The sequence below is a fragment of the Bacillus sp. FDAARGOS_235 genome (genome assembly GCF_002073415.2).
GTDB lineage: Bacteria > Bacillota > Bacilli > Bacillales > Bacillaceae_G > Bacillus_A > Bacillus_A toyonensis.
Genome location: NZ_CP020437.2, coordinates 89772 through 105987 on the forward strand (window position 1 = coordinate 89772; position 16216 = coordinate 105987).

The window sequence follows — 16216 nt, forward strand, 5'->3', positions numbered from 1 at the left end:
GAAGGTGAAAACGTGAAAGAAAGAACGATACAACCTATAAATAGCGGATTGAACGGCAACATTACAATTCCAGGTGATAAGTCCATTTCACATCGTGCTGTTATGTTCGGCGCAATTGCAGAAGGAAAAACGACAATTAAAGGTTTCTTGCCCGGTGCAGACTGTTTAAGTACGATTTCGTGCTTTAAGGAAATGGGAGTAGAAATCACGCAAAATGGTGATGAAGTAACTGTAGTTGGAAAAGGAATTGAAGGCTTACAAGAACCGAAAGCTGTATTAGATGTTGGTAATTCTGGTACAACGATACGATTAATGTCAGGAATATTAGCAAATACACCATTTTTCTCTTGCGTACAAGGTGATGCGTCTATCGCAAAAAGACCGATGAAACGTGTTACAAATCCATTAAAACAAATGGGCGCAAAAATTGATGGCCGAGAAGAAGGAACGTTTACGCCGCTCACAATACGTGGCGGAGATTTAAAAGCAATTGAGTATATTTCTCCTGTTGCAAGTGCACAAGTAAAGTCAGCTATTTTACTTGCAGGTCTTCGGGCAGAAGGTGTAACAGCTGTTACAGAACCACATATTTCGCGTGATCACACGGAAAGAATGCTTGAAGCATTCGGTGTTAACGTAACTCGTGAGGGAAAAACAGTGAAACTTGCAGGTGGACAGAAGTTAACAGCGACAGACGTTCAAGTACCAGGTGACGTATCATCAGCAGCATTTTTCTTAGTAGCGGGAGCAATTATTCCAAATAGTAAACTAGTATTACAAAATGTAGGAATGAATCCAACTCGTACAGGTATTATTGATGTTTTAGAGACAATGGGTGCTACATTTACTGTAGAGCCGATTAACGAAGGGGCATCAGAACCAGCTGCAAACATTACGATTGAAACATCTTCATTAAAAGGAATTGAAATTGGTGGGGATATTATTCCAAGACTAATCGATGAAATTCCAGTTATCGCTTTAGCGGCAACACAAGCAGAAGGTATTACAGTTATTAAAGATGCACACGAGTTAAAAGTAAAAGAAACGAACCGTATTGATACAGTCGTTGCGGAGTTAACGAAACTAGGAGCTCGCATAGAAGCAACTGATGATGGCATGATTATATACGGAAAATCAGCTCTAAAAGGCAGTACAGTAAATAGTTACGGTGATCACCGCATCGGAATGATGCTTGCGATTGCTGGCTGTCTAGCAGAGGGAAAAACAACAATTGAAGATGCAGAAGCAGTAGGTGTATCATACCCTACATTCTTTGAAGAACTTCAAAAGTTAGCAAAATAAGGTGATGAGAAGCAGATACATTATGTATCTGCTTTTTTATGTTAGTTGTTGTAAAATCGATATTTTTTGTTGAAACGTCTGTGTAATTTCACTTACAGAACTACAATAGTAAGAATTATGATACAATTCAATCAGGGAATGGAGGAGAATTATATGAATGTCATACAATTACAAGAAGATAAATTTAGAGAAGCATTACGTTTATCAGAATACGCTTTTCAATATAAAGTAAATGAGGAACGATTGCAGCAGCAAATCACTCGAATGAAAGAAAGTCATGAAATATACGGCATTATGGAAGGGGAAGACTTAGCAGCAAAACTACATCTTATTCCATTTCATATATACATAGGAAAAGAAACATTTAAAATGGGCGGCGTTGCAGGGGTAGCGACGTATCCTGAGTATAGAAGAAGTGGGTATGTAAAAGAGCTACTTCAGCATTCTCTTCAAACGATGAAAAAAGATGGATATACAGTATCGATGTTACATCCATTTTCTGTTTCATTTTACCGTAAATACGGCTGGGAACTTTGTGCGGATCTTCTCGTATGTCATATGACTAAGAGCGATTTAGTTATGAAAAAACAAGTAAATGGCACCGTGAAACGTTTCAATAAAGAAAATCATCCAGAAGAAGTCGAGAAGCTATATGAAACCTTTGCAGAACGTGTTTCAGGTATGTTAGTTCGAGAGAAGAACTGGTGGTTACAAGTAGTTTATGATGATTTAGCATTAGCGATTTACTATGATGAAAATAAAACGGCAGCTGGTTACATGTTATATAAAATAGAAAACTATAAAATGACAGTAGAAGAATTTGTACCACTGCATAATGAAGCACGAAATGGTCTGTGGAACTTTATTTGCCAGCATGATTCTATGATTAAAGAACTTGAAATGACAGTAAGTGAAAACGAACCGTTGTTATATACATTGCAAGAGCCACGCGTGAAGACAGAAGTGAAACCATATTTTATGGGCAGAATTGTAGATGTAGAGCAGTTCTTAAAACAATATGAATTTAACTGGAACGATGTACAGCAAGAAGTGATCTTACATATTACAGATTCATTTGCTCCGTGGAATAACGTAGTAGTGAGACTTGCAAATCATGAATTAACAATTGTAGAAGAAGCAACGGAAAAAGGAATCAAACTGGATATAAATGCACTATCGACAATAATGTTTGGATACAAACGTCCATTAGAACTAAACGAACTTGAATTAATTAGCGGAAGCGAAGAGGCAATGCGGTCATTTGAGAATTTAGTACCAGTGCGTAAGCCGTTTATTTATGATTTCTTTTAATTAATACACTGTGCAATGTGTCATTAAAAAAGTACTATAATGAAAAACAGTTATTATAGTACTTTTCTATTAATAGAATGAAAGCATTATTTTAGGAGGGGAAATAGAATGATTAGGCAAGCTGTAGGCGCAATCATATTCCAAAATAGTGAATTTTTATTGGTACATAAGGTAAAAATAAGCGATATAGAAGGAGAATACAATTTGTCAAAGGGGGAGTGGGATTTTCCTAAAGGCGGATTAAAACATACAGATAATGACTTAGAAAGTGCTATATTGAGAGAGCTTGAAGAAGAAACCGGTTCAAAAAAGTTTATAGTTATGAAACAAATGGAAGATAAAATTTACTTTGAGTTTCCTGAAGAATTAAAAGTGAAAACTGGATTTGAAAAACAAGAAACAACTATGTTTTATGTAGAATATATAGGTGATAGAACAGATTTGAATCCAAAAGATAATGAAATAAGTCAAGTTCAATTTTTTAAAACACAAGATATATTGAGCATTTTAAGTCACGATGATACAAAGAATTTTTTTGAAGTGTTAATTCAAAAAATGCATTGAAATCTAAGTGAGTGTGTTATTTGAAAATGCTACATTTGCGTAGTCACACACTTGACTTTTAATCCATCTAATTTATAATTAAAAACGGAATGAATTTTCATTCCTGAAAATTGAGGTGAGAAAAATGGCTAAAAATAAACAAGAAGACATTTTTGAAGCAGCTATACAACTATTCGCAGAGCGTGGTTACGATGGTACGACAATTCCGATGATCGCTGAAAAAGCCAATGTCGGCGCTGGTACGATTTATCGCTATTTTGAAAATAAAGAGGCACTCGTTAACTCATTATTTTCAAAAAGTATGTTGCAACTATCTGAAATGATAAAAACAGATTTTCCTGTTGAAGCAAATATTCGTGAACAGTTTAGTCATACGTACAACCGTTTATTTGAATTTGCGAGAAACAATGTGGATGCTTTTCTTTTTACAAATTCTCACTGTGATAGTTATTTTCTTGATGAACAGAGTAAGAAAATATTTGACGATTTTATAGGCTTCTTTATGAATATTATAGAAGATGGAATCGCAAAAGGGTTTCTCCGTCCATTGCCTCCAGTTGCATTAATTATCATTGTATACCAACCGCTAGAAAAATTAACTAAAGTAATGGCAACGGGGCAATTAGAATACTCAAAAGAATTAGTAAAAGAATTGGAAGAAAGCTCTTGGAATGCTATTAGAATCATTTGATTCTATAGCTTTATAAGGACAGGAATGAACATTCATTCCGTTAAAGGTAATTTAATAGAGTTTTAAAAATAATTTAATAGAGTTTTAAAAATAATTTAATAGAGTTTTAAAAATAATTTAATAGAGTTTTAAAAATAATTTAATAGAGTGATAGGAATGAATGTTCATTCCGAACTTAACATGAAACGCTAAAAACGGGAGATGATTCAAATGAGCAAGTTAAAAAGTTGGAGAAGTTTATCTTTTCTATTATGGATAGTTATTACTATTACAATGGTCGTAACGATGCCTAATATGGATAAACTAGTGAAGGAAAAAGGGAAAATTACAATCCCTAATACAGAACAAAGCAGTATTGCTGACAAGATGATCAAAGAAATGGATAAAGAAGGAGTTGAAAAATACGAAGTTATCGCCGTATTTAATAGTGACAATAAAACAGCTTTAACTACTGAGCAAAAAGAGGAAATAACAAAAACAATCAACGCTTTGCAAAATGAAAAAGAGCAATTAGGAATTAAGGAAGTTGTTTCACATTTAGATAATAAAGAATTGGAGAAACAATTAGTTTCTAAAGATAATACGACTATTTTAACGCAAATATCAATAGATAAAAAGCATGGTGAAATATCAAAAGTTGCAAATAATCTTCATAAAAAAGTGCAAACGAAAGGAGTAAAAACGTACTTAACAGGAAGTGACTTAATAGCGGGTGATTTTCTTACATCCTCTCAAGAGGGAGTGAAAAGGACTGAAGTTATTTCAATTATTTTCATTCTTATAGTATTAATCATTGTATTCCGTTCACCAATTGTTCCAATTGTTTCTCTTCTTACAGTTGGTATATCGTATTTAGTTTCAATGGGTATTATTGCTCATCTTGTAGATCAATTTAATTTTCCGTTTTCTAACTTTACGCAAGTGTTTGTAGTTGTCGTACTGTTTGGAGTAGGAACAGATTACAACATTTTATTATATACGAGGTTTAAAGAAGAATTAAGTAAACAAGAAAATGCATTTTTGGCCACGAAAGAAACATTTAAATCGGCAGGTAAAACCGTTTTATATAGCGGGATAGCGGTGCTAATTGGTTTTGCATCACTTGCTTTAGCGAGTTTTAAATTATATCAATCTACTTCAGCGGTAGCAATTGGTGTTTTAGTATTACTACTCGTAATAACCACTTTAAATCCATTTTTTATGGTGCTTTTAGGAAAAGGAATGTTTTATCCAGTTAAAACATTTAAAGGTCATGAGGATAGCCGTTTATGGGGATTCTTTGCTAAAAATTCAGTAGCAAGACCATTTGTTGCTTTAATCATCGTATTCGTGATATCGATTCCTTTCGTATTAAAATACTCTAATACACTGAATTACAATGATTTGTTTGAAGTGGATAATAAGTATGAATCAAAAATGGGTATTAATGTGATAGAAGAACATTTTCCACCAGGATTTTCTTCACCAAGTACGTTAGTGATTCAATCTAACAAAAAATTAGATGAAGGAACGTCTCTACAAACTTTAGATGAATTAACTGATAAAATTTCGAAAGTTAAAGGTGTTTCAGAAGTATATGCACCGACGCGTCCAACTGGTGATAAGATAAAAGAATTATATTTAAATAAACAAGCGGGAGAACTAAATACTGGTTTAGGCGATGCCAATGGTGGCATAAAGGAAATTAATGATGGCTTAACGGATGCGAAAGATAAAATGGGTAGTAATGACTCAAATAGTCTTGCAAATGTTCAAAAGTTAATTGATGGAACGAACGAAGCGAAAAATGGAGTATCAGCATTAGGAACAGCTTTAAATCAATTATCCATTGGCATAAACGAAGGTGCACAAGGAGCGCAGCAAATTGAGAGTGGGTTAACTTCAGTAAATGAAAATATAAATGTCCTATCGGGTGCAACGTCACAGCTTCATGCTGGTTATGCACAGTTAGAAAAGGGTTTAAGTTCTTACGATCAATACTTCGGAAGTATTTCTCAAGCGATTGACGGTGCGAAAAAAGGATATGAACAAATTGAAGTGTTAATGACTAATTTCATTCAAACGAAACCAGAAGTAGCAAATGATCCTAATGTACAGCAAACGATAGGAATTGCGAAGGAAGCTCAAAAGCAATTAAGTGGACTTTCAAAAGAATTAAATCAATTAGCAGTGCAACATAAAGCTGCGGTGAATTCATTTAAAGAAGCGAATCAATCATTACTGAAAGTAGATAACGGCATAAAGGAAATGAATAATGGCGTTACCAAGTTACAAAAAGGAGCTGCCGGACTAAAAACTGGATTAAACGAAGGAGCTACAGGTTCAAAACAAATTGCAAACAAATCATCTGAGCTACAATCCGGCTTAACAAAAATAAATGATGGGCAAGGGCAGCTTTTAACTGGATTGAAAGACCTGCAAGAAAAGATGGGGCAATTACAATCCGGCTTATCTAAAAGTACAGAAGGGCTTGGAAAAGTAAGTAACGGCCTAGGGGATGCTCAGAAATATTTAGGCGAGCTTAATGAGTCAAAAAGCTCTGAGAAATTTTATATTCCTAAAGAAGTGTTAGCGGGAGAAGATTTCCAAAAAGCATTGAATACGTACATGTCACATGATAGAAAGACTGCTAAAATGACAATCATTTTAGACGTAAATCCGTATTCAAAAGAAGCGATGCCAATCATTCAAGAAATTAATAAAACGATAGATGGTACGCTAAATGGTACTGAATTAAAAACGGCGAAAAAAGCGATCGGCGGGACAACAGCTAGAAATGTTGATTTAAAAGAAGTAACCGGGCAAGATTTCTTGCGTACAGCTACGATTATGTTGATTGGAATTGCGATTGTATTAATCGTAATTACACGCTCATTACTAAACACAATATTTATTATTGGCTCATTACTATTAGCGTACTTTGCATCACTTGGTATAAGCGAACAAATTAGTGCACATGTATTACATGTAGATTTATTAAGCTGGAATGTTCCATTCTTTAGCTTCATTATGATTGTCGCTTTAGGAGTGGATTATAGTATTTTCGTAATGATGCGCTATAACGAGATAGAAGGGGATTCGGTAACGAAAATTGTAACTGCATCTCGTCATATAGGAGGAGTTGTATTATCAGCGGCGCTAATTTTAGGCGGGACATTTGCCGCATTAATTCCATCAGGTGTATTGACACTTATACAAGTAGCATCAGTTGTTGGCGTTGCACTATTACTATTAGCTTTAATCGTGATACCGATATTGTTACCTGCTTTAATAGGATTAACGAGTAAATTGAAGAGTTATAAAGAGAAAATAATAAATACGAAATAAGAAAAAAATTAAAAATAGGAAATTAATCCAATGTATTACAGAGTGAGAATCGATAAAAACTATCCGATTTCATTGTAGAAAGGTAATCAACCGTTGCTATTCATCCAGCTTCTACTATATAATAGCTATAGTCTACAATAATTGAGTCGTAATATGCGATTTTTTAAGACAATCGGTGAGAAAACGCTGAAATAAGCGGTATTAGTAGGAGGACACAAATGATTACAGTAAGTAACGTTAGTTTGCGTTTCGCGGATCGCAAATTGTTTGAAGATGTTAACATAAAATTCACGCCAGGTAATTGCTACGGTTTAATTGGAGCAAACGGTGCTGGTAAATCAACATTTCTAAAGATTTTATCTGGAGAAATCGAACCATCAACAGGTGACATACATATTACGCCAGGTGAGCGTCTAGCAGTATTAAAACAGAACCACTTCGAATATGAAGAGTTCCCAGTATTAGAAACAGTAATTATGGGTCACACGCAACTTTATAAAGTAATGCAAGAGAAAAATGCTATTTACATGAAAGAAGACTTTAGTGATGAAGATGGTATGCGTGCTGCTGAACTTGAAGGTGAGTTCGCTGAGCTTAACGGTTGGGAAGCTGAGTCAGAAGCTGCAATCTTACTAAAAGGACTTGGTATTGGTGAAGATCTTCATGATAAGAAATTGTCAGAATTAACTGGGGCAGAGAAAGTAAAAGTATTACTTGCTCAAGCTTTATTCGGTAAACCTGACATTCTATTACTAGATGAGCCTACCAACCACTTGGACTTAAAAGCGATTCAATGGTTAGAGAACTTCTTAATGAACTTTGAAAATACAGTAATCGTTGTATCCCATGACCGTCACTTCTTAAATAAAGTTTGTACGCACATGGCTGATCTTGATTTCGGTAAAATTCAACTTTATGTTGGTAACTATGACTTCTGGTATGAGTCAAGCCAATTAGCTTTAAAATTAACACAAGATGCTAATAAGAAAAAAGAAGAGAAAGTAAAAGAGTTACAAAACTTCATTGCACGCTTTAGCTCAAACGCATCTAAAGCGAAACAAGCCACTTCTCGTAAAAAATTATTAGATAAAATTACATTGGATGATATTAGACCATCATCACGTCGTTATCCATTCGTTGGTTTCACACCTGAGCGTGAAATAGGAAATGACTTATTAACTGTTGAAGGACTTTCTAAAACAATTGATGGCGAAAAAGTGTTAGATAATGTGTACTTCACTTTAAATAAAGGTGATAAAGTTGCATTTATCGGTCGTAACGATATTGCGATGACAACATTATTTAAAATCCTTATGGGTGAAATGGAGCCAGATAGCGGTTCATTCAAATGGGGTGTTACAACATCTCAATCGTATTTCCCAAGAGATAACTCTAAATACTTTGAGAACAGTGACTTCAACTTAGTTGATTGGTTACGCCAATTCTCTCCACAAGATGAGTCAGAGAGCTTCTTACGTGGTTTCTTAGGCCGTATGTTATTCTCAGGTGAAGAAGTTAAGAAGAACGTTTCTGTATTATCTGGAGGCGAAAAAGTTCGTTGTATGTTATCTAAAATGATGTTAAGTGGTGCGAATGTAATCACACTTGACGATCCGACGAACCATTTAGATCTTGAGTCTATCACTGCATTAAACAACGGTTTAATTGCATTCAAAGGTACAATGTTATTCACATCTCATGACCATCAGTTCGTACAAACAATTGCAAACCGCATTATCGAAGTAACACCAAACGGTGTAATCGATAAAGAGGCAACTTACGATGAGTACTTAGAAAATGAAGAACTTCAAAAACAAGTAGATGCAATGTATAAAGGTCAATAATATATGATGAAAACCCCTGCTCTTTGTTAGAGCGGGGGTTTTGTTGAAAAGAGATGAAGACTAAGGTATTAAATGAATAATTATTCAAATATAATATTAACGGTGGTAAGAAATTGTAATGTTATGATTGCATAGTTTTTTGGCACATAGATGAGATTTAATGTGTATAGGATTGAAGGAGTTAATTGTAACAGGAGAAGTGTAGTTTGAGTAATAAGGTCAAACTACACTTTTTTGTTATGTGAAAAATGTACCAAAAATGGAGATAGATTAGTTTGCGAAGTAGTGAATAAAGGTTTATAGTATGTGGAGTCATAAGTAGTGGATGGAACTTGGGAGAAAACAGGAAATGTTACAAATTAATTTTGTTAAATAGAAACCAAGGTCACAATGTTTAAAAAGAAATAGTTGAATAAATAAAAGCTTCAATTTATAATTACTAATATTCTTCATGTAGTTAAACAAATAAAATCTATTTGAAGAAGAAAATTAAATACAGAGACGGACTTATAAAAAATAAGCCTTGGATGATTAAAAGAGGTGGAGAGATGAAACAGTTTTTATTAAAGAGCAAAAGTGTGTTAAGTAATCATTTTGGATTCTTTCTGTTTGCCGTTATTTTATTATGGCTCAAAACATATACAGCCTATGTAACGGAATTTAATTTAGGAATTTCAAACACAATCCAAAAATTCTTGCTGTTTTTTAACCCGCTTAGTTCAGCAGTTCTATTTTTAGGACTTGCATTATTTGCAAAAGGGAAACGATCTTATATTTGGGTAATTATTATTAATTTGTTATTGTCGATACTTTTATACGCAAACGTAGTATATTATCGCTTTTTCAGTGATTTTATTACGTTCCCGACATTAACACAAACGAATAACTTTGGTGATTTAGGTGGTAGTATTTTCGCGTTACTACACTTATATGATCCACTATATTTCTTAGATACAATCATTTTAATTGTTTTAGTCGCAACAAAATTTGCAAACCCAAAACCTATTCGTGTTGCGAAACATAAACTATCACTAGTATTTGTAGCAGGTATTTTATTATTCAGTGTGAACCTAGGGCTTGCAGAATCTGATCGTCCTGAATTATTGACAAGAACATTTGACCGTAATTATATTGTGAAATATTTAGGGGCATACAACTATACGATTTATGATGGTATTCAAAGTGCGAAAGCATCAACAGAACGAGCGTTAGCTGATGGAGATAATATGACAGAAGTTAGAAATTATCTTGCATCAACATATGCAAGTCCAAATCCTGAATACTTCGGTAAAGGAAAAGGAATGAACGTAATTTATATTCATTTAGAGTCATTCCAAAACTTTTTAATCGATTATAAATTAAATGGGCAAGAAGTTACACCATTTCTAAATTCATTTACAAAAGATGCGAATACGTTATACTTTGATAACTTCTTCCATCAAACAGGACAAGGTAAAACATCTGATGCGGAGTTCATGTTAGAAAACTCAATGTACGGATTACCACAAGGATCTGTTTTTACAAATAAGGCTCATAACACGTATCAATCAGCACCAGCTATTTTAGGACAACAAGGATACACATCAGCGGTATTCCACGGTAACTATAAAACATTCTGGAACCGCGACGATATTTATAAATCATTTGGTTTTAACAAATTCTTTGATGCGTCATACTATGATATGAACGAAAAAGACGTAGTAAACTATGGCTTAAAAGATAAACCGTTCTTTAATGAATCAATTCCATTATTACAAACGTTAAAACAACCGTTCTATACGAAGTTCATTACGTTATCAAACCATTTCCCTTATCCTATTGATAAAGCGGAAGCAACAATTGAACCAGCGACTACAGGTGATTCATCAGTAGATACGTATTTCCAAACAGCACGATATTTAGATGAGTCTGTAAAAGGGTTCATTGATTACTTGAAACAATCTGGCTTATACGATAACTCGATTATCGTTATGTATGGTGACCATTACGGTATTTCAGATAACCATAATGCAGCAATGTCACAAGTAATGGGTAAAGAAATGAACTCATTTGAAAATGCACAGTTACAACGTGTACCATTAATAGTTCGTGTACCAGGAGTGAAAGGTGGCGTACAACATCAATATGGCGGTGAAATTGACGTTCTTCCTACGTTATTACACTTACTAGGTACAGATACGAAAAATTATGTTCAATTCGGTTCAGATTTATTATCACCAGATCATAAACAAGTTGTTCCATTCCGTAACGGTAATTATGTAAGCCCAACAGTTACGGCATTGAACGGAAAATATTATGATACAACAACTGGAAAACCTGTAGAATTAACAGATGAAATAAAACAAAATGAACAAATGGTTCAAAAATCACTAAAATACTCTGACCAAGTCGTAAATGGTGACTTATTACGATTCTACACACCAGAAGGCTTCACTCCAGTAGATCGTTCGAAGTATAACTATAACCATCGTGATAAAAATAAAACGAAGGTAAAAACGACTGAAGACGGAGAAGCTAAATAAATATGAAAAAGCGCTACTCATATGAGTAGCGCTTTTGTTTGTAACTATAATTACATTAACATTACATAGTACCATCTTTAGTTTTTTGTTTCATCTTTCCGAAGAATACCACACCGATGATGATAATAATAATGAATGCCCATTTTATGAAAGGATTACTTTCGAAAAATCCAGCGAACCATTTCTCATCTACAATCATTTTTGCAGCAGTATAAGCTAAAACAGCTGCTCCAATCGTAATGATGACAGGGAAACGGTCAACCCATTTTAAAATTAATGTACTGCCCCATACGACTACTGGAATAGACACTAATAATCCGATGATTACTAAAGAAAAATTACCATGCGCAGCTCCCGCAACAGCGAGTACATTATCAATTCCCATTAATGCATCCGCTATAATAATGGTTTTAATAGCAGACCAAAATCCTTCTTCAGCTTTAATATCATGATTTTTACCCTCAGCAATTAATTTGTAAGCAATCCATATGAGGAGTACACCACCAATTAGAAGTAATCCTGGTATTTTTAATAACCAAACGACAATTAAGGTAGCGAGGGCTCTAATAGCGATAGCCCCGACAGTTCCCCATATAATAACTTTCTTTTGTTGATCTTTCGGTAATCGCCTTGCTGCTAATCCAATTACGATGGCATTATCTCCAGCTAACACTAGATCAATTACAATAATGGCAAGCAAGGCTGACAAATATTCAGATGAAAGAAAATCCATATACATATCACTCCTTATGATTAATATGTACTTATAAGCTAGTCAGTATTAAGAATTCTAACGATTATTTAAAAGCATAACTGTAAAATATAATCTCTTCAAATAGTAATCGAGGATTATAATTATAGTCGTAAGCACTCAAAAAGATGGCTTCGGTATAATTCCGGAGCCATCTTTTAAGTGCTTAATTTTTAACAATCATTTTATGTTTGAAGATTTACTTTCGTATCTTTTGATTACTACTTTTTTGGGCATGAAACTTACGATAATCAAAGCTATAAAAGATAAGACTAACATAAACACGTATGCATCACTTGAGCTGAAGATAGAAGATAATTTTGTTACTTGTGTAGCTGTTATATTTCCATTCCCACTAGATAACTGTGATATGTGTGAAGTAGATTGAATTGTATATACCGTGATGATAACTGCTGTCCCAATCGCACCTGCTAATTGGCGAATTGTATTATTTACTGCTGAACCATGTGAACCCAGTTCTATTGGCAAAGCGTTTAAGCCGGCTGTATTTAAAGGCATTGAAATGAAACTTAACCCAATTCGTAAAATAATGGTACGAACCATTAAATACATATAAGTTGTGGAGTCGGTCAAATCAATTACACCCCACATCGAAATAATGACACAGATTAAACCGGTAATAAAGAGTGGTTTCGCTCCATATTTATCAAACATTTTGCCTGTGATAGGTGATAAGAAGGCGTTAATGACAGCTCCAGGTAATAGAAGTAAACCTGATTCAAATGCAGTAAAACCTCGTCCGTTTTGTAAGTAAATGGGTAATAGAATTAAATCTGCATACATAATCATCGTAATGAGTACGTTAATGACTGAAGTAAGAGTGAAAACTTTATATTTAAATACTGATAAATTCAATAATGGATCATTAGACTTTATTTGACGTAAACAGAATAAAGCTGTAACGATGATACCGATAGTAATTGTTATAATAACAACGGGATGATTCCATCCTTTACTTCCTGCACTACTGAATCCGGATATAACACAACCAAAGCCAATTGTTGATAAAATGACACTTACGATATCTAATTTTGCTTTTGTTGTATTTGCAACATTCATTAAATATTTAATCGCGAGAATAATTACGATGAATATAAATGGAGCTAATCCAATAAATAGCCATCTCCATGATACATATTCAATAATAAAGCCAGATAAAGTTGGAGCGATAGCTGGCGCAAAAATTATAGCGAATCCGATGGTCCCCATAATACTTCCGCGTTTTTCACTAGGGTACAAATATAAAATAATAGTCATCATGAGTGGCATAATAATTCCTGCTCCAACTGCTTGAATCATTCTTCCTGTTAACAAAATGCTAAAATTCATGGCGCATGCACAGAGAACGGTCCCAATAAACAAAGAGAGCATTGAGCTAATAAATAGCTGCCTTGTTGTAAATCGTTTCATTAAAAATGCAGTAATTGGAACTAGAACACCATTTATGAGCATAAAGCCTGTTGATAGCCATTGCACTGTTGCAGCTGTTACATCAAATACCTTCATTAAATTACTCATTGCCACATTTAATAGCGTCTGATTTAAGGTTGATAAAAAACAGCCGGTAATGAGGACAACTAGTATAATTTTTTTATTTCTTTCTGATATTTCCTTTTGCATTGGTAATCTCCTTCATTGTTACCTTGATTTATCGACATTGTGTCGATAAAATTAATGGTAACAAAATACGTTTTCTCTGACCATGAACAGTTTTGTTGAAAATGTTCACTACTCGACAGAGAAGATATGTACTGTCGAGAAAGTAAAGAGAAAATCTATAAAGGAGTTTCAAAATGTCTACACTTAAAAAAGAGGACCCTCGTACAGTTCGTTCAAGAGAAATGTTTAAAAATGCTGTTTTTTCTCTTTTATGTGAGAATCCTACTATTTCAAGCTTAACGGTTCAGAAAATCGCAACAAAAGCAGGATTAAATCGAACAACATTTTACTTACATTATCAAGATATTCAAGATTTACTAGACCAAATCAATAGCGAGATTTTAAATGAGCTTTCTAATAAAATTGTTGATTTAATACATGCAAAAGATTTATCAGAAAAACAAAAGCTAACACAATTGCTAGATTATTTATATATCCACCGGAATTTTTTATTTATATTATTTAAAATGAATCAATTTGAAGAGCAATTATTTTTATTTTTAAAGCAATTAATAGAAACGAGAAGAGAGAATACGAAAAATAAATTACCTGATGATTATGTTGCAGTTGATATTAAAACAGCCTCTTTGGTAGGTATTATCATGTGGTGGATAAGGAATGGACTTCACTTTAGTTCAGATTATATAGCAAATCAAATATATTTAATGTATAAAGAATGATATGTTAGAATCAGTCATGTGTATTAATAAACGAAAATCATTATATTTAAGAATTGAAATTAACAGGAGATAGAAAAATAATTGTCTTGCAAGTAAAGGCTTATATATTTCAAATTTATAAAGTAAAAGTTTTATAGCAAGAAGGGGAGCAATTTATGGATTTTCAAAATGAAAAAGTAGCATTACATTTAGAGGTGGTGAGATACCAATTTAAAGATGCAAAAGAGGAGTGTGATAGAAATTGGCTTATAGTAAAAGCGAAACTGTCAGAAGGAAATAAAGTTTTTGAAACGATGGATCCTTTTCTACAAACTTTCGACTTACAGCATATGAAAAAATGGTTTCAATCATTACCGAATCCTACATATACCGAATTAGATTTCATAGAGCCTAATATAGCGTTTGAATTAATGGGGAAAAATGAAGGTGAGTTTCAAATTGTAGTCCGATTATCTCAGGAACTTACCCCTTCGTGGTGTAAGGAAGAGGAGTACGAATTTTCTATAAGTATTACGCATGAGGACAGAGAAAAGATTATTCGTTTTATTGAAGAGCAACAAAGAAACTTTCCAAAACGTTAAAAAAAGACTTGATATCCTACTAGAGGGAATCAAGTCTTTTCATTACATACGATTATCATGCCAGAAGTTTAATGGGAAGTGTTCGTTCTCATTATAGGCTTCTAATTCATATCCTTTTTCTTTCAGTCCTTTTATAATTCCAGGTACTGCTTTAACTGATTGTGGGTGAATATCGTGCATAAGGATAACTTCTGTTGGATTTGTAGCACCATGTAGAACGTTTTCTACAATTTTAGCTGATGCAGCATCAACTTGCATTTTGTTGTATCTCCAGTCTAAAGAATCAATTGTCCAATCCCAAACTTTCAACCCGTTTTCCACCACTTTGTTGCGAAGTGCTTCGTTTAATCCTGGCATTGAGCCGTATGATGGACGAGTTAATACGGGTGATTTGCCTAGAACGCCAGCGATTAAGCCTTGATCTTCTTTCATTTCATCTACGTAATGTCCTTCTGTGTATAGTTTCTTATAGTTATGAGTCATACTGTGCATCCCAACATAGTGGCCTTCAGCATCTTCACGTTTCACAAGATCAGGGAAAGCTTTCACGTTTGAACCAATTAGGAAGAATGTTGCTTTTGCATTTTCTTTCTTTAACATATCTAAAAGCTCAGCTGTGTATTTTCCAGGACCGTCATCAAATGTTAAGTAAGCGACTTTTCTAACTTGCCCATTATAGTGTTTTGGAGCTTCTTTCGGTGCAAGAGATGTTTGAATTTCACTTACAAATTGAACAGACTTTGCTCCATCTTCTGTACTTGCTAGAGCAGTATGTACCGATCCTAAAGCGGCCTCATATGTAAATAATACCCCAGCGCAAATCAACATAGCCCTTTTTACTAAAGTTGTCATTCGAATTCCATTGTGCATAATTTTCCTTCTCTCTATAAAAGTTCTACTCTACTATATTAGCAATTATAGGTAGGGAAATGCAAAAAAACTTTTTTACAACTGTAAAAAAGT

12 protein-coding genes are annotated in these 16216 nt (G+C 33.9%); 9 read left to right on the plus strand and 3 right to left on the minus strand.

The window, feature by feature from the left end:
- Positions 1-12 precede the first annotated feature (12 nt).
- From aroA to ltaS, 7 genes are all read left to right on the plus strand, one after another.
- Positions 13-1302, plus strand: coding sequence for a 3-phosphoshikimate 1-carboxyvinyltransferase (gene aroA / locus A6J74_RS01970; protein WP_000664599.1), 1290 nt, complete (start codon positions 13-15; stop codon positions 1300-1302).
- Between the two features lie 153 nt (positions 1303-1455).
- The gene (locus tag A6J74_RS01975; RefSeq protein WP_001100940.1) at positions 1456-2613 is read left to right on the plus strand and encodes a GNAT family N-acetyltransferase; all 1158 of its coding nucleotides are present in this window, start codon (positions 1456-1458) and stop codon (positions 2611-2613) included.
- 108 nt (positions 2614-2721) lie between these two features.
- Positions 2722-3177 (plus strand): NUDIX domain-containing protein, encoded by a 456-nt coding sequence (locus A6J74_RS01980; RefSeq protein WP_000620964.1) that lies wholly within the window; start codon positions 2722-2724, stop codon positions 3175-3177.
- A gap of 124 nt (positions 3178-3301) precedes the next feature.
- Positions 3302-3868, plus strand: coding sequence for a TetR/AcrR family transcriptional regulator (locus A6J74_RS01985; RefSeq protein ID WP_001107311.1), 567 nt, complete (start codon positions 3302-3304; stop codon positions 3866-3868).
- Between the two features lie 210 nt (positions 3869-4078).
- Positions 4079-7195, plus strand: coding sequence for an MMPL family transporter (locus A6J74_RS01990; RefSeq protein WP_105299422.1), 3117 nt, complete (start codon positions 4079-4081; stop codon positions 7193-7195).
- Between the two features lie 218 nt (positions 7196-7413).
- Complete coding sequence (locus A6J74_RS01995) at positions 7414-9039, plus strand: ABC-F family ATP-binding cassette domain-containing protein (RefSeq protein ID WP_000633859.1); 1626 nt, start codon at positions 7414-7416, stop codon at positions 9037-9039.
- A 548-nt stretch (positions 9040-9587) separates the two neighbouring features.
- The gene (gene ltaS / locus A6J74_RS02000) at positions 9588-11561 is read left to right on the plus strand and encodes a lipoteichoic acid synthase (protein ID WP_000808783.1); all 1974 of its coding nucleotides are present in this window, start codon (positions 9588-9590) and stop codon (positions 11559-11561) included.
- A 61-nt stretch (positions 11562-11622) separates the two neighbouring features.
- Here ltaS and A6J74_RS02005 read toward each other — a convergent pair whose 3' ends face one another.
- Complete coding sequence (locus A6J74_RS02005) at positions 11623-12294, minus strand: TerC family protein (RefSeq protein ID WP_000346960.1); 672 nt, start codon at positions 12292-12294, stop codon at positions 11623-11625.
- 198 nt (positions 12295-12492) lie between these two features.
- A complete protein-coding gene (locus A6J74_RS02010; RefSeq protein WP_001168362.1) occupies positions 12493-13953 on the minus strand; it encodes a DHA2 family efflux MFS transporter permease subunit in 1461 nt (486 codons plus the stop codon).
- A 173-nt stretch (positions 13954-14126) separates the two neighbouring features.
- Here A6J74_RS02010 and A6J74_RS02015 point away from each other — a divergent pair, with 173 nt between their 5' ends.
- Together A6J74_RS02015 and A6J74_RS02020 are read left to right on the plus strand one after the other, a co-directional pair.
- Positions 14127-14672 carry a TetR/AcrR family transcriptional regulator gene (locus A6J74_RS02015; protein WP_000105642.1) on the plus strand — a complete coding sequence of 182 codons (546 nt, stop codon included), beginning with the start codon at positions 14127-14129 and terminating at the stop codon, positions 14670-14672.
- Positions 14673-14827: 155 nt separating this feature from the next.
- The gene (locus A6J74_RS02020) at positions 14828-15253 is read left to right on the plus strand and encodes a WapI family immunity protein (protein WP_000347502.1); all 426 of its coding nucleotides are present in this window, start codon (positions 14828-14830) and stop codon (positions 15251-15253) included.
- A 42-nt stretch (positions 15254-15295) separates the two neighbouring features.
- On the opposite strand, the gene A6J74_RS02025 is transcribed toward A6J74_RS02020, so the two are convergent.
- Positions 15296-16123, minus strand: a complete 828-nt coding sequence (locus A6J74_RS02025; RefSeq protein WP_000551440.1) for a peptidoglycan-N-acetylglucosamine deacetylase — start codon at positions 16121-16123, stop codon at positions 15296-15298.
- Positions 16124-16216: the final 93 nt, after the last annotated feature.